The sequence below is a fragment of the Frateuria flava genome (assembly GCF_017837635.1).
In the GTDB taxonomy this organism is placed as follows: Bacteria; Pseudomonadota; Gammaproteobacteria; order Xanthomonadales; family Rhodanobacteraceae; genus Frateuria_A; species Frateuria_A flava.
In genome coordinates, this window is record NZ_JAGJRS010000030.1 from 1 (window position 1) to 17,008 (window position 17,008).

The window sequence follows — 17,008 nt, forward strand, 5'->3', positions numbered from 1 at the left end:
GGGCCATCACGTACCATCCATCCTCAGGTCTCGCTAAGACCGCGGGGCAAAATCAGAGTTTCCCTAAGACCGCATGGACCCGCCTCCAGGGTTGAGGGGGCGGGGTCCTGCCGGTACGCTCCGGGTCATGACCGCCTCGCTTCGTCCGTTCGTCCGTTCCCGTGGCCTGCGTGCCCTGGGACTGATGGCGTGGCTGATGCTGGTCATCACCTCGCTGGCCGCCGCGCCGCTGGGCATGGGAAGCGCACCTGCGCATGCCATGCATGCAGCGACCGCGGCGGTCGGTGAACCATTGCATCACCCGGCTTCGGGCCACGCGCCCTCGCACGATTGTTGCGAGCGGCACGCTGACTGCTGCGGCAACCCCAGCGGGCATGTCTGTGGCTGTGTCGGCATGTGCGCCAGTGCACTGCCGCCGACGCCCGCCGGCGTGGTCATGGCGTCCTGGATCGGTGCGGTGTACGCCCCGCCCTTGCGCCTGCATGCGCCTTCGGCGCCAACGGCGCCCCCGTTGCGCCCACCGTCCGCCTGACCCTCCCCCGCTAGATCCGATGCGTGCGTCGGGCGCCGTGAGTGCCCACCGTCGCGCTGATCGCGCTTTGGCGCGACGTTTGGCCTTTGGAGAGTTCCCCATGAAGTCGTTTTCCTCGCCTGCCGCGACCGATCTGTCGCGGCGGCGCTTCGTCCAGGGCATCGCCCTGGGTGGTGCGGTGGCCGGTCTTGGCCTGCTGCGGCCCGGCCGGGCCTGGGCACAACCGGCCCACGCCGGCCAACTCCCCGTGCTCAGCGGCACCGATTTCGCCTTGGCGATCGGCCAGACGCCGGTCAACTACACCGGTGCGTCACGCCTGGCCACCACCGTCAACGGCAGCCTGCCCGGCCCCATCCTGCGCTGGAAGGAAGGGACCACGGTCACGTTGCGGGTGAGCAATCACCTGCCCGTCCAGACGTCCATCCATTGGCACGGCATCCTGCTTCCCTTCCAGATGGACGGCGTGCCTGGCATTGCCTTCGACGGCATCGCGCCGGGCGAGACCTTCGTCTACCGCTTCGAGGTGCGCCAGTCGGGCACCTACTGGTACCACTCGCACTCGCGCTTCCAGGAGCAGACGGGCGTGTTCGGTCCGCTGGTGATCGAGCCGGCCGGCCCCGAACGCTACCCGGCCGACCGCGACTATGTGGTGATGCTCAACGACTGGACGGATGAGGATCCGGAACGGATTTTCGCCAAGCTCAAGAAGCAGAGTGACTACTTCAACTTCCACCAACCGACCGTGCCGGACCTCGTCCGGGACGTGCGTCAGATGGGCCTCAGCCAGGCGCTGGCCATGCGCAAGATGTGGAATGAGATGCGCATGAACCCCACCGACCTCTCCGACGTGGGTGGCTATACCTACACCTACCTGATGAACGGTGCGGCGCCCGCCGGCAACTGGACCGGCCTGTTCCAGCCGGGCGAGAAGGTGCGCCTGCGCTTCATCAACGGCTCGGCCTCGACCCTGTTCGACGTGCGCATTCCGGGCCTGAAGATGACGGTGATCTCGGCCGACGGCCAGGACATTGCGCCGGTGCCGGTCGATGAGTTCCGCATCTCGGTCGCCGAAACCTACGACGTGCTCGTCGAGCCGCAGGAAGATCGCGCCTACACCGTATTCGCCCAGTCGATCGATCGCACCGGCTACGCCCGGGGCACGCTCGCGCCCCGTCCGGGCATGGAGGCGGAGGTGCCGGCGATGGATCCGCGGGTATGGCTCAGCATGCAGGACATGATGGGTGCGATGCCGATGGGGGCCATGGGGCACGGCGGCCAGCCGGACGGCATGGGTGCCATGCCCGGCATGGACATGAGTGGCATGCAGGGCATGGGCGACCCGCAGGGGATGCACATGGGCAGCATGGGCAACCTCACGCCCGCCGGCATGCCGAAGGTTCGCCACGCGCGCACCGAGTACGGTCCCGGCGTGGACATGCACGTCGACATGCCACGAACCAACCTGGACGATCCGGGCATCGGCCTGCGCGACAACGGCCGGCGCGTGCTGACCTACGCGGACCTGCATTCACTCGATGGCCCCATCGATCCGCGCGAACCGGAACGCGAGATCGAGCTGCATCTGACCGGCAACATGGAGCGCTTCATGTGGTCGTTCGACGGCCAGAAGTTCTCCGAAGCCAAGCCCGTGCATTTCAACTTTGGCGAGCGCCTGCGCATCGTGCTGGTCAACGACACGATGATGAACCACCCGATCCACCTGCACGGCATGTTCAGCGAGCTGGAGGACCCGAGCGGCCAGTTCCTGGCGCGCAAGCACACCATCAACGTGCAGCCGGCGCAGCGGGTTACCTATCGCGTCAACGCGGACGCCGCGGGGCGCTGGGCCTACCACTGCCATCTGCTGTACCACATGGAGGCGGGCATGTTCCGCGAGGTGGTGGTGTCATGAGGCGCTCTCCTTCCCTCGCCCTGAGGCACCTCATCCCCGGTGCCACCCTCTACTGCGCACTGGTGCTGCCGGCCCAGTCCCAAACAGTCCCGGCGCCGGCCACCAGCACCTCGTCGGCCGATAGGGGATCGATGTCCGGCATGGACATGGGTGGCATGCCCGGCATGACGATGCCGGCGCCAGCAACGACCGCCGCGCGGCCTACGCCTTCGACAACGGTGGCTCCACCACCGGCACACGGGTCCATGAAGGGTATGCAGGGCATGGACCATGGCTCGATGCAGGGCATGGACCATGGCTCGATGCAGGGCATGGATCACAGCTCGATGCAGGGCATGGACCACGGCTCGATGCAGGGCATGGACCATGGCTCGATGCAGGGCATGGACCATGGCTCGATGCAGGGCATGGACCATGGCTCGATGCAGGGCATGGATCACAGCTCGATGCAGGGCATGGACCATGGCTCGATGCAGCGCATGGATTACAGCTCGATGCAAGGCATGGACCATGGCGCGCTGCAGGGCATGGACCACGGCTCGATGCAGGGCATGGATCACAGCTCGATGCAGGGCATGGACCATGGCGCGATGAAGGGCATGACCATGGGCCCCATGCAGGGCGGCAGTCCCCCTCCCGACGCCCGCGATCCGGATTACTCCGCCGGCGTCGGCTATGGGCCCAAAGGCGGTATCCATGAGGCCATGGACGACAACGCCAGTTTTGCCAAGGTCTTGGTCGACCAGTTGGAGGCCTTCAACGGCAAGGGCGGCGACGGCCAGCAGTGGGAGATGCAGGCCTACTACGGCAACGACTACGACAAGCTATGGGTGCGTACGGAAGGCGAACGCAGCGGCGGCAAGCTGGAAGACGGCGATATCGAGGCGTTTTGGAACCACACCGTTGCCACTTTCTGGAGCACCCAACTGGGCGTGCGCAGCGATGCGGGAGAAGGCCCCAACCGCCAGTGGGCCGCCTTCGGCATCGAAGGGCTGGCGCCCTACTGGTTCGAACTGGAAGCCACCGGTTATGTCGGCCCGTCCGGCCGCACCGCCGCCCGCTTCCGCGCCGAATACGAGCTGTTTTTCACGCAGCGGCTGATCCTGCAGCCAGAGTTCGAAGCCAACGCCTACGGTAAGGACGACCCGGGCCGCCGCCTGGGTAGTGGGCTATCCAACGCCTCCCTTGGCCTGCGCTTGCGCTACGAGTTCCACCGTCAATTTGCGCCCTACGTCGGCGTGGTCTGGACGCGCCGCTTCGGCGGCACGGCCGACTTCGCCCGGCAGGATGGACAAGGCCTGTTCGACCGGCAGTGGGTCGCCGGCGTCCGTATCTGGTTCTAGATAAGGGGATAACCATGAAGCAACACGTCAAGCACTACAGCATCGCGGTGGTCGCGCTGCTCGCCATCCTGATCGCCGGCGGCGCGGTGTTCGTCTACTCCGGCGTCTACAACATCGGCGCCGATGACCACCACACTCGTCCGGTGTTCGCCATTCTCCAGGCGTTGCGCGAGCGCTCGATCCACGCACGCTCCGAGCACATCGTGGTGCCCAACCTGGAGGACCCGCAACTGATCCTCAAGGGCGCCGGCCAGTACGCGGCCATGTGTACCGACTGCCACCTGAAACCCGGCATGAGCGACTCGGAAATCCGCCCCGGCCTCTACCCGCAGCCGCCCAACCTCTCGCAGGTGCGGGTCGACCCCAAGGATGCGTTCTGGATCATCAAGCACGGCATCAAGATGAGTGCGATGCCCGCCTGGGGCACCAGCCACGAGGATCCGGCCATCTGGAGCATGGTCGCCTTCCTGCAAAAGCTGCCGGACATGACACCGCAGCAGTACAAGGAGATGGTCGCCAAGGCGCCGCCGGATGAAGACATGGACATGGGTGACGAAGACGGTGGTCACTCGCACAGCCACGGCGGCGACGAGGCCGAAGGCCACCACCAGGGCGAAGCCGGCAGCATGGCGCAAGCGGATGAAGGCCACGCCCACGAGGCGTCGCCCGCCGCGCAGCCCGAGCTCTCGCGGGAGGGCCTGACCCCACGCGCCGCGCCGGACGCCGAAGCCGCCGCGCAGGCCTTCCACGGGGCGTTACAGCGGGGCGATCGCACGGTGGTGCTCGGCATGCTCGCGCCCGAGGCCACGCTGACCGAAGACGGGCAGACCCAGTCGCGCGAGACGTACGCCGCCGACCACCTGGCCGAGGACATCGCGTTCCTGAAGCACGCCACGGTCGTGCCGCTGTGGATGGGTTCGATGCCCATGGGCGATATCGCCATGGTCGGCAGCGAGGCACGCATCACCCCGACCCGCGACGGCAAGCCGCGCGTGCTGCGCAGCCATGAGCGGCTGACGCTCAAGAAATATGGCTCGGCCTGGAAGATCACCGCCGTGCAATGGCAGTCCGCACCCGAGGAAACCACGCCGTGAGCTCCTGGCTGGTGCGGTTGGCAGGGCTTGCCCTCGGCTTCACAGCAGCGACGGCAGCGGCCGCTCCCGCCGTCGAGGTCTGGCGCGATCCCTCCTGCGGTTGTTGTGCGGCATGGGTGACGTACCTGCGCGAGCATGGCTATGCGGTCCTCGTCCACGAGGATGCTGCCATGGCCGGCATCAAGGCCAAGTTTGGCGTTCCAACGACCGCCGCGTCCTGCCACACCGCGCGCTTTGGAAGCTACGTCGTGGAAGGCCACGTGCCTGTCGAGGACATCCAGCGGCTGCTGCAGGAGCACCCCCAGGCCCGTGGCCTGGCAGCGCCGGGCATGCCCATGGGTTCGCCCGGTATGGACATGGGTACGCCTGAACGCTACGCGGTCGTGCTGATCGGGATGGACGGCAGCGTGAGACCCTTCGCGATCCACGGCCCGGGCGCCTGACGGGCGCCGATGAAGATGGGCGGCACGCGGTGCGTGCCGCCTATTCCGCCATACGACTCAGCGGCCATCAGCGGCGCGACGCCGACGCGTGCCCACGCAACGCCGGTGTTCCTGTCGATCGTCCCCGCCGGCCCGTGACGGTGGCGCGGCGCCAGGCCGCCACGCTCGACGGCGCCGTCGCGGTAGGCGGCCATCGTGTCCACTGTAGCCAGGCGGCCGCCAGCGCAATGCCACCGAAGGTCAACGGGCCCCCTGGCCATGAGTGGCTGTGCACCACGTTCAGCACGCAACCGGAGAGCGCCAGCAGCAGCGCCGGCGCCCACGGTCGCCCGGCGCGCCAAAGCGAAAGCGCCGCCGCCAGCGTGCCTATCGACAAGGCGACGCGTCCGGCGATCGCCAGGATGGGACTGTCGGTACCGCCCAGGATCGGATGGGTCCAGATCGCCTCGACCGGGGCCCGCCACGTCGCCGGCGAGGCTGAGGCATGGGCCACCTCGACCAGACTGCCGACCACGATACCGGCGGCGGTATCGAAGACGATGAAGCTCATCGCGAACACGAACAAGGCCACGCGGCACACCATCGCAGGCGCATCCGCCCGTGATCGCACCAACCGGGCCACGGCCAGCGCCGACAAGGCGAAGAGTGGCACTTGGCAGTAATGCACGAGGAGCCACGTGTGCACGTCCAGGGCCATGAGGTCGTCCGGATGCGGATGGAAGATTTCGAGGATCGCCAGCAGCGCCGGCGCTCCGGCGACCGCGATCAGCTCCCATAGGCGCGCACCCGCTACCCGCGGCAGGCGTTGCCTGGCAGTGCCGGCCCATGCCGGCTGTACGGCCGGGACAGGTGCGTAGAGTGGGCTGGTGAGCGGCTTGTCGGCCGTGCCCGTACCCGAGGTCGCACCCTGCCCTTGCGGACCAGTGCCCGGCCGCCCACCGTTCATGAGCGCGAAGACATTGGGCGCTTTGCGTGCCAGCAGCAGGCCGAGCCCGATGCCGATCGCGCACGTGAGCACCACGCTGGTAACGAAGTGGGCAATCATCCAGGCATCGGTGTGGGCCGGCAGCAACGGCCACAGCAGGATCTTTATCTCGGCGATCAGCGGAAAATGGGCCGAGTGCAGGAAGAAGGCAAGTCCGCCGTACTGCGCGATGAAGGTTCCGACGCGCGTGCGCGCCAGTTGCTGGAACACGCCCCAGCACGCGACGACCCCCAGCAACCGCAGGGCACGCGTACCGACGTCGATGTAGTGCGGGCGAGGCCAGGTGGACAGGTCGACCAGCCACGGCGCCACGGTGCGCAGGGTCACCAGCCCCACGTAGAGTGCCATCAGATACCACGCCGTCCTGGCGCTGACGTGCAGAGGAACCTGTCGTAGCCGCAAGAAGCCGCCGAGGTAGAAGAAGAACACCACGTCGGTGCGAAAGAAGATGCCCAGCCCGCTGCCCGCCAGCCATGCTGCGCCGAGGAAGGCCATGCCCAGGTAGGGCGTGTGGCGCAGCGACAGGTAGAGCAGCGGGCTCACCAGCGCGGTGACGAACAAGTCGCGCACGAACCAGAACTGGAACCCGATCGGATGCTGGGTGATGCCAAACAAGGCATTGATCCAATCTTTCACCCCGGCGTGGGCGAAGTTGATGTTGATCTCGCGGAAGATTGGGTAGTGCGGATCGAACGCGTACAGCACCCCCAACACCGCCACGAACAAGATGTCCCAGAAAACGACCGGCAGGTACAGCGAGGTGAAGCGCTTGCGGATGCGTTGGCGCAAGCTCGCGCCCGCATGCTCCGTGTCGAAGGCAAAGAACAACCAGCCGGACACCATGCTGAGCAGCGGCACCACGCTGAAGAAGAAAAACAAGATGAAACTGTTGACGAACGTGGCGACCTCGTGTCCTGAGGTGCTCATGCCAGTGAACGGCGAGCCATCGACGTTGGGGTATTGCAGGTAATGCAGGAACACCAGCCCGACGATCAGCACGATGCGCGAGAAGCTGATGGTCTGGGAGGCCTGCTGCTTGGACAGCGCCTGGGCATCGCCGCGAACGATCCGCCCGACCGCGTCGCGGTACGTCAGAAAAGCCATGGGCTCTACTCCCGATCCGTTGGGGCTGGATGAGGCGCGGTGCACAGATCGCGCAAGGGATCAGTCAAACGCACGGGCGGTCGAGGTAGCGTTAATGAACATGATGGCCGCGTCGGCTCCCGCACGGCACGCTAGACGATGTAGCGATCCCAGCCGGCGTAGTGTTCCTGTGTGCGTGGCCCGCGTGGCAGGCTGAGCGCGATCAGCGCCACTCCCAGCACCAAGCTCACCCCGGTCGCTACCGTCGAATGGCCTGCCAACACCCACGGCGCGATCAGCAACCACGCGCCAAGCACGACGTTGACGAAGCGCAGTGCGCGCGCCACCTCGGCGGTCGCGATGATGGCCACCGTGATGGTCAGGGAACCGATCAGATGATCGCTGTTGGCCATGGCGCCGGATGAGCCCAGGGCCAGGCGGGTGAGCATCAGGAATGCGCCGATCGCCATGCTGGCAAGGAGCGTCCACGGCAGACTGAGGCCGCGCCGCGCATCGCGCCATGCGCTGGCCGGATCGGTCAGGTGATCGGCCGACGACGCCTCGCCCGCCGCCACCGCGCCGCCGCGGAAGAAGATGGTGACGATCGGTTTGCCCCGCCGGTACGCCCAGAGCAGGTACTGCCCCATGGCAATCACCTCGTCCAGCGCGAAGGGGATCATGATCAACATCGCCAGTGCGGCGACCAGGGCCGGCGTGCTCCAGGTGCCGATGACGATCGGCTGGATGATGATGAAGTAGATGCTCACCACGCCCAGCGGAATGACCAGGATGCCGAAGAAGGTGACCATCCAGGGCATGGTGCGCCAGCGCGCCCGCGTGCCCATGACCGCCATCAGGATTTCCAGCATGTAGCTCACCGCGCCCAGGCCGGCATCGGGAATCGGCCAGGCCTTGGACACGCTGGAGGTGATGATCTCTTCGGTGCCGTTCTTCGGATCGAGCGGACTGCCCGCGAAGAAGGGTTCCCAGACCGCATCCACGTGGCCCAGCTGATAGGCCGCCAGCATGCGCGAGATCAGCAGGCCGATGAGGCCCAGCGCCGCGATCGGCAGGCGCTGCGCGCCCGTCGAGGGGCAATAGGTCCAGCCCGGCGGCACCACTTTGGCATCCATCATGCCTTCCATGCTCATCCCCGGCATCATTACGACCAGGACGGAGAAGGTGATCGCCAGCGCACCCACCAGTAGGTCGTTCTGGAACTGCGCGGCGCTCGGGCTCCACAGCACCAGCGGCGCGAACAGCAGCCAGACGCCGACGAACGCGGCGGCCCACTGACCGAACCAGGCGGTGCGTCGCGAAAGGGACAGCGCGCCGGCGATCACCAGCAGCAACCCGCTGACGGCATCGCTCCAGGACAATGCGGCGGCCCGCCATTCCACTGGCGGCAGGTGCCGCTCCAGCGTCACCTCGTAGACCCGGCGCGTGATCGTGGCGGGGCCGGTGAAGCCGGTCACCCACGCGGTAGTCATCAGCCAGAAACCCAGCCCGATATTGGCCAGATGGGGCCAGCGGGTGGGCGGTCCGTCCGGATGCATGTCGTGGTGGTTGGCATGTGCCATCCCCTGGGCTTGCGCCGATCCCTGGTGGGAGCCATGGCCCTGCCTGCCCTCGTTACGCCCGGGACTGCGCCAGGCCACCCGCGAGGGATCGAGCTCGTTGGCCTCGTACCAACCAGTGGGATCGGCCTCGAGCGCCAGGACCATCTTGGGCAAGGTTCCGCGCAAGGTGTGCGCGGGCTGCCAGCCGAGGACATCCCGGGCCCGGCGCGTATCGAGCAGGTAATGGTCGTTTGCCTGCTCGACCATCCACGGTTGGATGAAGGCGCCCTCGCCCAGCACATTCGTCTGCAGCCAGGCACCGATCTCAGCGGCAGCCTCGGGCACGCGCACGGTTTTCCAGGCGTGGCCGCGCAGAGCTTCGCCAATGATGTTCTGGATTTCGGCGTAGCCCAGGGCTTCCGCTTCGCCAATCAACACCGTCCACTCCGGCGGCAGCTGCGTGCGACGCGCGATGGTGCGTGCGAAGGCGTCGGCCAGGTCCTCCACGTGCACGAACGCCTGGCCCGCGCACAGCATGCCCGGGTAGAGATGGGACAGGACTCCGCCTTCGTAGATGCGCGCGATCTGCTGGACCGGAAACGGGGAGTGCCCCCGATCGTCGTAGACGCCCGCGATACGCATCAACACGAGCGGAACGGCCCCGTGGCGCACGCAGAGCACCTGCTCGGCCGCGAGCTTGGACTGCGGGTAGGGCCAGGTGGCGCCGAGCGGCGAGTCTTCGTCGATGGGCTCGTTCGGGCCTTGTTTGGGCGCGTAAACGAGCATGGTGCTCGCATAGACCAGTTGCTCTACCTCAAACGCGTCCAACGCATCGATCAGCCGCCCGGTCCCCTCGACCGTAATGCGCTCATACAGCGGACTGGGATCGCCCGTCAGGTCGTAGTAACCCGCCAGGTGCAGCACCGAGGCCAACTGGCGGCCGAAGCGCTCGGCCACCTCGGTCAGGGCCTGCTGGACCGACCGCGTATCGCCCAGGTCACAGGCGATCCGTTCGATAGGTGCGCCATCGTCGGCGAACCCGGGACGGTCCAGGCCCACCAGGGTGTAGTCCGCAGCAAGGCGCCTCACCAGGGCGCCTCCGATAAAGCCAGAGGATCCCGTGATCAGCACCACGGGTTTGCGGGACGCGACCATCGGGTGACTCCGTGCGCGAGGACTGCGCACCTTCGCGCAAGCGCCGTCGGACGCCAGTGAGCAGGCCGTGAACACGGCGGCGAACCATCGACGTGGGTCCACCCTTTGGTTCACGGCGTTGAGACAGCTGCGAGGACACGTTTCGTACTCCAACCCGCGCCCTGGAGAAGCGTATGAAAAGCACGACCTTGATGACCGCTGCTGTTTCCATGGCACTTGGCGTCGCGGTGTCCCTCACCGCTTCGGTCTGGGCGCACGGCAACAGGAGCTCGGCGCCCGCGCAGACGCGCCCGTCGGCCACCGCTCAAACGGGCGATGCGATGGCCGGCATGCACAGTCGCGGTTCCATGGAACTGCACCGGATCATGGAAGAGAGCCAGGCCATGCCCATGCCGATGACCGGTGATGTCGACAAGGACTTCGCCACCCTGATGACCATGCACCACCAGACCGCCATCCAGATGTCGAACGCGTTGCTGAAATTCAGCAAGAATGATGGCTTGAGGGCACTGGCCTCCCAGATGAAGGCCGCTCAACAAGAGGACATCCGCAAAATGAAGCCCTATACGAAGTAACCGTGGCTTCCGGCGATCGTGGGCCTATGCAAAGTGCGTCCATTCGAGGCGCGTTTGACGCGGATCAAGCAGTTGGCTCTGCTCTGCTCTAAGATCCCACCATGGCCCGCCTACGCCTCCTCCGACCCGCGACCCGTCGCCGCCTTGCCTGGCTGGTGGCGGTGTTGCTGGTGTGGCAGCAGCTGGCCATGGCGGCCTATGCGTGCACCTTGCCGCCGTCGGCGATCGCGCCTGCGATGGCCGTGGCGTCAGCCAATGCCATGGCGATGGAGGGCACCTGCCCGACCATGCACGACAGCGTGCCTGACCGGACGGTGTGTCAGGCGCATTGCCATCCTGATCGGGCGGCACAGCCGGATGCACGCACCGGCTCGGTGCCGCCCAGCGCGCTGGCCGCCTTGCCCGTTTATTGGCCTGCGCCCACGCTGGCACTCGCCACATCGGGCCGCGCGCCGCAACGGCTCGACCGTCTGCGCGCGCCACCCCCACCTGCCACGCTGCTGTACTGCTCACTCCTGATCTAGACCGGCGCTCGCCATGCGCGCCTCGTGCCGTCGTGCGCGAGGTTCCTCGATCATTAGGAGTGCCTTTCCATGGTGTGCCTGCCTTTTGCCCGATGCCGCCTGGCGTCGGGTCTGGCGATCGCCCTCGTGTGGGTGGTGGCCTTGCCTTCCTATGCCGGCGACGAACCCGTCTCGCTCGACCAGGCGATTCGCCTGGGCGTCGCCCAAGCTCCGTTGCTCACCGCACGCGATGCCGACATTGAAGCGGCCCGCGAAGAGGCGGTGCGTGCCGGTCGCCTGCCCGATCCCTCGCTGACCTTCGGCGTCTCCAACTACCCCGTCACCGGACCTGGTGCCTTCCGCCTGGACGCGGACACGATGACCATGCGCACGCTCGGCGTGGCGCAGGACATCCCCTCGCACGCATCGCGCGAGGCCGAACGCGATCTGGCTGATGCCCAAATCGTGGCGGCCACGGCCGAGCGCACCGTCACCGCGCAGAACGTGCGCGAGCAGATCGCCGAGGCCTGGATCGAGCTCTGGGCCGCCCAGCAGAAGCGCGACCTGCTCGCCGCCTTGCGCGAGCAAAGCGGGCTGGCCGTCAGGCTGACCCAGGCCCGCCTGCGTGGCGGTGAAGGCAGCGCGACCGAGGCGCTGGCGGCACGCGCCGACGCCGCCTCGCTGGACAACCGCCTGGCCGGCGTCGAGGCCGAGCTGGCCGCCGCGCAAGCCGGCCTGCAGCGCTGGCTGGGCCAACCGGTGACGATGCTCGGCGACGCTCCGGATTTCGACCGCCTGCCGGTCGCACCCACGCAGCTGGAACAGACGATCGACCGCCAGGCCCCCATGCAGGCCTGGCAGGCCCGTGAGGAGGTTGCCCAGGCGGCCCTGACCCAGGCACGCGCCGCCAAGCGCCCGGACTGGAGCGTGAGCGCCAGCTACGGTCGCCGTGCGCCGGGCCTGTCGGACATGGTCATGCTGCAGGTGGGCGTGAGCCTGCCTTTGTTCACCCGCAACCGTCAGGATCGGGGCGTCAGTGCCAAGCAGGCACAGCGTGACGCGGTGCAGGCCGCGCATGAAGACGCTCGCCGTGCCCAGCGCGAGGCCGTGGCGCGCACGGTGGCGAACTGGCGTGGCTGGGGTGGGCAGATCGCGCGCTACCGGGACACCCTGCTGCCGCTGGGTCGGGATCGCGCGACAACCGCGTTGGCGGGCTACCGCGGTGGCGGCAGCTTGCAGCCCTGGCTGGATGCGCGCCGCGACGAGATCGAACTTCGCCTGACCTATGCCGATGCGCTGGCCACCCACGCGCGACTGTGGGCCGCGCTCGCCTACCTGCTGCCCGACGCGGAGGCCACGCCATGAAGCGCTTTCTGCTCATGCTGGGGATCGTGGCGCTGGCGGTGGCCCTGCTTGCTGGCGGCTATGTCGCAGGCCGCCGCCAGGCGCCCGCGTCCACTGCCACGGGGGCGGGCAAGACCGACACCAGCGGCCGCAAGGTTCTGTACTGGTACGACACGATGGTGCCGCAGCAGCACTTCGACCACCCTGGGCTCTCGCCGATGGGCATGCAGATGGTGCCCAAGTATGCCGACGAGGGGGCCGGTGGCGAGGCGGGCGTGGTGACGATCGATCCGGCGACCGTACAGAACCTGGGCGTGCGTACCGCGCCGGTCGAGCGGCGCGTACTGGCCGCCGCGGTGCAAGTGCCCGGCACGGTCACCTGGAATCTGCGCGAAGCGACGACGATCAGCGCGCGCGTCGATGCCGTGATCGCCCAACTGGATGTGCGCGCGCCGTACATCACCGTCGCCGCCGGCCAGCCGCTGGCCGAATTGCTGGCGCCGCAGTGGAACAGCGCACTGGCCGAATACCGCGCCCTGCAGCAGGCGCAGTCGGCGGACGCAAGAGCGCTGCGCGACGCCGCGCGCGAGCGATTGCGGGTGCTGGGCCTGACTGATGCCGACATCCGCGCGGCGCGCCCCGGCAACGGGGCCGCCCTCACCCTGCATGCGCCGCGAGCCGGCGTGGTCACCGCGCTGGACGTGCGCGAGGGCCAGCGCGTGGCCGCGGGTCAGACGCTGATGACGCTCAACAGCCTGACCACCGTGTGGGTGGAAGCGGCCTTGCCGCAAGGCGCGGCCGGCGCGGTGCGGACCGGCGCGCCGGTCACCGTCACCGTCGACGCGGTGCCCGGCCGCCGCTTCCACGGCACCGTGGAAACCCTGCTACCGGACATCGACACCACCACACGCACGCAGAAAGCGCGCATCGTCCTGGACAACCCAAACGCGGTGCTCGCCCCCGGCATGTTCGCCACCGTGCGGCTGACGCCGGCGCGGGGCCAGGCGGTGCCGGTGGTGCCCGACGAGGCCCTGATTGCCACCGGCCGCGACACGCGCGTGATCCTCGCCGAAGGCGACGGCCGCTTCCGCGCCGTGCCGGTGCGCACCGGCCGCTCGGCCGGCGGCTACACGCAGGTGCTCGACGGCCTCAAGGGTGGCGAGCAGGTGGTGGTCTCCGGCCAGTTCCTGATCGACTCGGAGGCGAACCTGTCCGGTGCGCTGGAGCGCCTGAACGCCCCGTCCCAACCGGTGCCAGCGACCCGTACGCCGTCGATGCAGGGAATGCCGATGCGCTCCGGGGACAAGCCATGATTGCCGCCGTCATCCGCGCGATGATCGCTCACCGCGCGATGGTCCTGCTGGCGGCGCTGGCACTCGCACTGGCCGGCGTGTTCGCGGCGCTGCATACGCCCATCGACGCGCTGCCGGACCTGTCCGACACCCAGGTCATCATCCGCACCCCCTGGCCGGGCCAGTCGCCGCAGGTAGTCGAGGACCAGGTCACCTACCCGCTGGCGACTACCATGCTCTCGGTGCCGGGGGCGAAGACCGTGCGCGGCTATTCGTTCTTCGGCGACTCCTACGTCTACGTACTGTTCGACGACAAGACCGACCTGTATTGGGCGCGCTCGCGCGTGCTCGAGTACCTGAGCCAGGTGCGCGCCAGCCTGCCGGCGGACGTCAATCCCTCGCTCGGGCCGGATGCCACGGGCTTGGGCTGGATCTACGAGTACGCACTGGTCGACCGCACGGGCAAGCACGACCTGGGTCAGCTGCGCGCGCTGCAGGACTGGTTCCTGCGCTTCCAATTGAAGACCGTGCCGGACGTGGCCGAGGTGGCGAGCCTGGGCGGCATGGAGCGCGCCTGGCAGATCGTGCCCGATCCGCAGGCGCTCGCGGCGCGCAGCATCTCCGTGCAGCAACTGGTGGAGGCGGTGAAATCCGCCAACGGCGCCAGCGGCGGCTCGGTGATCGAGCAGGGTGAGGCGGAGCTGATGGTGCGCAGTCAGGGGTACCTGCGCAGCAAGGCCGACTTCGAGAACGTACCGGTCACCGCCAATGGCCACGGCGTACCCGTGCTGATGCGTGACGTCGCCACCGTGCGCCGCGGCCCCACCTTCCGCCGCGGCATCGCCGAGCTGGACGGCCAAGGCGAGGTCGCCGGCGGCGTCATCGTGTTGCGCACGGGCAAGAACGCCAAGGCGGCCATCGCGGCAGTCAAGGCCAAGCTGGCCCAACTCAAGCACAGCCTGCCGGCGGGCGTGGAGATCGTGCCCACCTACGATCGCTCGCAGCTCATCGACGCGGCGGTGGAGAACGTTTGGGGCAAACTGCTGGAAGAATTCCTCGTCGTCGCGCTGGTCTGCGTGCTGTTCCTGGGCCACCTGCGCTCGGCGCTGGTCGCAGTAGTGACCCTGCCGCTCGGCGTGCTCACCGCCTTCCTGGTGATGTGGTGGCAGGGCGTCACCGCCAACCTGATGTCGCTGGCCGGCATCGCCATCGCCATCGGCGCGATGGTCGACGCCGCCATCGTGATGATCGAGAACACCCACAAGCACCTGGAGCACTGGCGGGCGGAACGCGGCAGCGAGCCGCAAGGCGCCGAACGCTGGTCGCTGATCGCCCAGGCCAGCGCCGAGGTCGGCCCGGCCTTGTCCGTGAGTCTGCTGATCATCGCGCTCTCGTTCGTGCCGGTGTTCGCCCTGCAGGGCCAGGAAGGCAAGCTGTTCTCGCCGCTGGCGTTCACCAAGACCTACGCCATGGCGGCGGCGGCCGGCCTGGCGGTGACGCTGGTGCCCGTGCTGACGGGTTACCTGGTGCGCGGGCGCATCCGCGGTGAGATGGAGAACCCGCTCAACCGGTGGCTGATGCGTGGCTACCGGCCGGTCATCAACACCGTGCTTCGCTGGCCGAAAGCGACCCTGGTGCTCGCCGGCCTGCTGCTACTCAGCGCCGTGATACCGATGAGCCGCCTGGGCAGCGAATTCATGCCGCCGATGGACGAGGGCACGTTGCTGTATATGCCTACCGCCCTGCCCGGCCTTTCCGCCGGCAAGGCCAGCCAGTTGCTACAACTGACCGACCGCATGATCAAGACCGTGCCGGAGGTCGACCACGTGTTCGGCAAGGCGGGGCGTGCGGAAACGGCGACCGACCCCGCGCCGCTGGAGATGTTCGAGACCACCATCACCTTCAAGCCGAAGGACCAGTGGCGCCCCGGCATGACCATGGCGAAGATCAAGGAGGAGCTCAACCAGGCGGTCAAGGTGCCCGGCCTCACCAACCTGTTCGTGCCGCCGATCCGCAACCGCATCGACATGCTCTCCACCGGCATCAAGAGCCCGATCGGCATCAAGGTGCTCGGTACCGACCTCAAGACCTTGCAGGACGTGGCCGACCGCATCGAGACGCTGGCGAAAAGCGTGCCCGGGGTCAGCTCAGCCATTGCCGAACGGCCCACCAGCGGTCGCTACGTCGACGTGCACGTGCGGCCCATCGACGCGGCGCGCTATGGCCTCACGCAGGCGCGCGTGCAGCAGTTGGTGGCCACCGTGGTCGGCGGCGACCCGATCGGACAGACGATCGAGGGCCGCGAGCGCTACCACATCGTGGTGCGTTATCCGCGCGCCGAACGCGATTCGGTCGGTGCCCTGCGACAGCTACCCATCGTCGCTTCCGATGGCGCGCAGCTCACATTGAGCCAGGTCGCCGACATCACGCTGGCGGCCGGGCCGTCCATGCTCAAGAGCGAGGACGGCCAGCTGGCGACCTACGTGTACGTCGATACCGATGGCAGCGACCTCGGCACCGTGGTCGGCCGTCTGCAGCGGGCGGTGGCGCAGCAAATCCAGCTACCGCCAGGGGTCACCGTCGCCTGGTCGGGCCAGTTCGAGTTCCTCGCCAGCGCCATGCAGCGAATCAAGCTGGTCGTGCCGATCGCGCTGGCGATCATCTTCGGGCTGATCTACGCGGTGTTCCGGCGCGCCAGCGAGGCGGCGCTGATCATGCTGAGCGTGCCGCTGTCGCTGGTCGGCGGGCTGTGGCTGATCTGGTTGCTCGGCCATGCCGTGTCGGTGGCCACCATCATCGGCTTCATTGCGCTGGCCGGCGTCGCCGCCGAGTTCGGCGTGGTCATGCTGCTCTACCTGCGCCAGGCCTGGGACCGCCGGCTCGCGCTCGATCCGCATGCCGGCCCGGCGGCGCTGGACGAGGCGATCCGCGAAGGCGCCGTGCAACGCGTGCGGCCCAAGGCGATGACGGTTGCGGTGATCCTGGCCGGCCTGTTCCCGATCCTGCTCGGCCACGGCGCCGGCGCCGAGGTCATGCAGCGCATTGCCGCACCGATGATCGGCGGCATGCTCACCGCGCCCCTGCTGTCCATGGTGGTGCTTCCGGCCGCCTTCCACCTGCTGGTGTTGCACCGCCTGCGCAGAGCACAGCGCCATTCCATTACTTCACCCAACCCGCAAGGAGATTGA

General features: G+C 67.9%; 13 protein-coding genes. 10 read left to right on the forward strand and 3 right to left on the reverse strand.

Annotated features, from left to right (window positions below):
* Positions 1 to 127: 127 nt before the first annotated feature.
* Complete coding sequence (locus J7I44_RS13880; protein WP_209622031.1) at positions 128 to 532, forward strand: hypothetical protein; 405 nt, start codon at positions 128 to 130, stop codon at positions 530 to 532.
* A 100-nt stretch (positions 533 to 632) separates the two neighbouring features.
* Positions 633 to 2,444: a copper resistance system multicopper oxidase gene (locus tag J7I44_RS13885; protein WP_209622033.1), complete on the forward strand. Its 1,812-nt coding sequence runs from the start codon at positions 633 to 635 to the stop codon at positions 2,442 to 2,444.
* Positions 2,445 to 2,493: 49 nt separating this feature from the next.
* On the opposite strand, the gene J7I44_RS13890 is transcribed toward J7I44_RS13885, so the two are convergent.
* Positions 2,494 to 2,709, reverse strand: a complete 216-nt coding sequence (locus tag J7I44_RS13890; RefSeq protein ID WP_209622035.1) for a hypothetical protein — start codon at positions 2,707 to 2,709, stop codon at positions 2,494 to 2,496.
* Between J7I44_RS13890 and J7I44_RS16935 the strand changes: the two genes are divergently transcribed.
* The 3 genes from J7I44_RS16935 to J7I44_RS13905 are packed head-to-tail and all read left to right on the forward strand — an operon-like array spanning position 2,690 to position 5,324.
* A complete protein-coding gene (locus tag J7I44_RS16935; RefSeq protein WP_209622036.1) occupies positions 2,690 to 3,787 on the forward strand; it encodes a copper resistance protein B in 1,098 nt (365 codons plus the stop codon). The genes J7I44_RS13890 and J7I44_RS16935 overlap by 20 nt on opposite strands.
* A gap of 14 nt (positions 3,788 to 3,801) precedes the next feature.
* The gene (locus tag J7I44_RS13900; protein ID WP_209622038.1) at positions 3,802 to 4,881 is read left to right on the forward strand and encodes a c-type cytochrome; all 1,080 of its coding nucleotides are present in this window, start codon (positions 3,802 to 3,804) and stop codon (positions 4,879 to 4,881) included.
* The gene (locus J7I44_RS13905) at positions 4,878 to 5,324 is read left to right on the forward strand and encodes a DUF411 domain-containing protein (protein ID WP_209622039.1); all 447 of its coding nucleotides are present in this window, start codon (positions 4,878 to 4,880) and stop codon (positions 5,322 to 5,324) included. Before J7I44_RS13900 ends, J7I44_RS13905 begins: the two co-directional genes overlap by 4 nt.
* A gap of 67 nt (positions 5,325 to 5,391) precedes the next feature.
* On the opposite strand, the gene J7I44_RS13910 is transcribed toward J7I44_RS13905, so the two are convergent.
* Positions 5,392 to 7,413, reverse strand: coding sequence for an acyltransferase family protein (locus J7I44_RS13910; RefSeq protein ID WP_209622040.1), 2,022 nt, complete (start codon positions 7,411 to 7,413; stop codon positions 5,392 to 5,394).
* 131 nt (positions 7,414 to 7,544) lie between these two features.
* The gene (locus J7I44_RS13915; RefSeq protein WP_209622042.1) at positions 7,545 to 10,259 is read right to left on the reverse strand and encodes an NAD-dependent epimerase/dehydratase family protein; all 2,715 of its coding nucleotides are present in this window, start codon (positions 10,257 to 10,259) and stop codon (positions 7,545 to 7,547) included.
* A gap of 20 nt (positions 10,260 to 10,279) precedes the next feature.
* Here J7I44_RS13915 and J7I44_RS13920 point away from each other — a divergent pair, with 20 nt between their 5' ends.
* The 5 genes from J7I44_RS13920 to J7I44_RS13940 all read left to right on the forward strand — a co-directional run bounded on the left by J7I44_RS13920 (position 10,280) and on the right by J7I44_RS13940 (position 17,008).
* Entirely contained in the window at positions 10,280 to 10,681 is a 402-nt protein-coding gene (locus tag J7I44_RS13920) for a DUF305 domain-containing protein (protein WP_209622045.1), read from the forward strand.
* A gap of 101 nt (positions 10,682 to 10,782) precedes the next feature.
* On the forward strand, positions 10,783 to 11,205 hold the full coding sequence (locus tag J7I44_RS13925) for a hypothetical protein (protein WP_209622048.1): 423 nt from the start codon (positions 10,783 to 10,785) through the stop codon (positions 11,203 to 11,205).
* A 69-nt stretch (positions 11,206 to 11,274) separates the two neighbouring features.
* A complete protein-coding gene (locus tag J7I44_RS13930; protein ID WP_209622050.1) occupies positions 11,275 to 12,549 on the forward strand; it encodes a TolC family protein in 1,275 nt (424 codons plus the stop codon).
* Positions 12,546 to 13,841 (forward strand): efflux RND transporter periplasmic adaptor subunit, encoded by a 1,296-nt coding sequence (locus J7I44_RS13935; protein WP_209622053.1) that lies wholly within the window; start codon positions 12,546 to 12,548, stop codon positions 13,839 to 13,841. Before J7I44_RS13930 ends, J7I44_RS13935 begins: the two co-directional genes overlap by 4 nt.
* A complete protein-coding gene (locus J7I44_RS13940; protein ID WP_209622056.1) occupies positions 13,838 to 17,008 on the forward strand; it encodes an efflux RND transporter permease subunit in 3,171 nt (1,056 codons plus the stop codon). Before J7I44_RS13935 ends, J7I44_RS13940 begins: the two co-directional genes overlap by 4 nt.

What these genes read in the sequence shown, in the direction of transcription:
- J7I44_RS13890 (WP_209622035.1), bottom strand. Translation starts at nt 2,709, where the DNA reads ATGCCCTGCATACCCTTCATGGACCCGTGTGCCGGTGGTGGAGCCACC.
- J7I44_RS13900 (WP_209622038.1), top strand. Translation starts at nt 3,802, where the DNA reads ATGAAGCAACACGTCAAGCACTACAGCATCGCGGTGGTCGCGCTGCTC.
- J7I44_RS13925 (WP_209622048.1), top strand. Translation starts at nt 10,783, where the DNA reads ATGGCCCGCCTACGCCTCCTCCGACCCGCGACCCGTCGCCGCCTTGCC.
- J7I44_RS16935 (WP_209622036.1), top strand. Translation starts at nt 2,690, where the DNA reads ATGAAGGGTATGCAGGGCATGGACCATGGCTCGATGCAGGGCATGGAC.
- J7I44_RS13930 (WP_209622050.1), top strand. Translation starts at nt 11,275, where the DNA reads ATGGTGTGCCTGCCTTTTGCCCGATGCCGCCTGGCGTCGGGTCTGGCG.
- J7I44_RS13940 (WP_209622056.1), top strand. Translation starts at nt 13,838, where the DNA reads ATGATTGCCGCCGTCATCCGCGCGATGATCGCTCACCGCGCGATGGTC.
- J7I44_RS13935 (WP_209622053.1), top strand. Translation starts at nt 12,546, where the DNA reads ATGAAGCGCTTTCTGCTCATGCTGGGGATCGTGGCGCTGGCGGTGGCC.
- J7I44_RS13910 (WP_209622040.1), bottom strand. Translation starts at nt 7,413, where the DNA reads ATGGCTTTTCTGACGTACCGCGACGCGGTCGGGCGGATCGTTCGCGGC.
- J7I44_RS13880 (WP_209622031.1), top strand. Translation starts at nt 128, where the DNA reads ATGACCGCCTCGCTTCGTCCGTTCGTCCGTTCCCGTGGCCTGCGTGCC.
- J7I44_RS13885 (WP_209622033.1), top strand. Translation starts at nt 633, where the DNA reads ATGAAGTCGTTTTCCTCGCCTGCCGCGACCGATCTGTCGCGGCGGCGC.
- J7I44_RS13920 (WP_209622045.1), top strand. Translation starts at nt 10,280, where the DNA reads ATGAAAAGCACGACCTTGATGACCGCTGCTGTTTCCATGGCACTTGGC.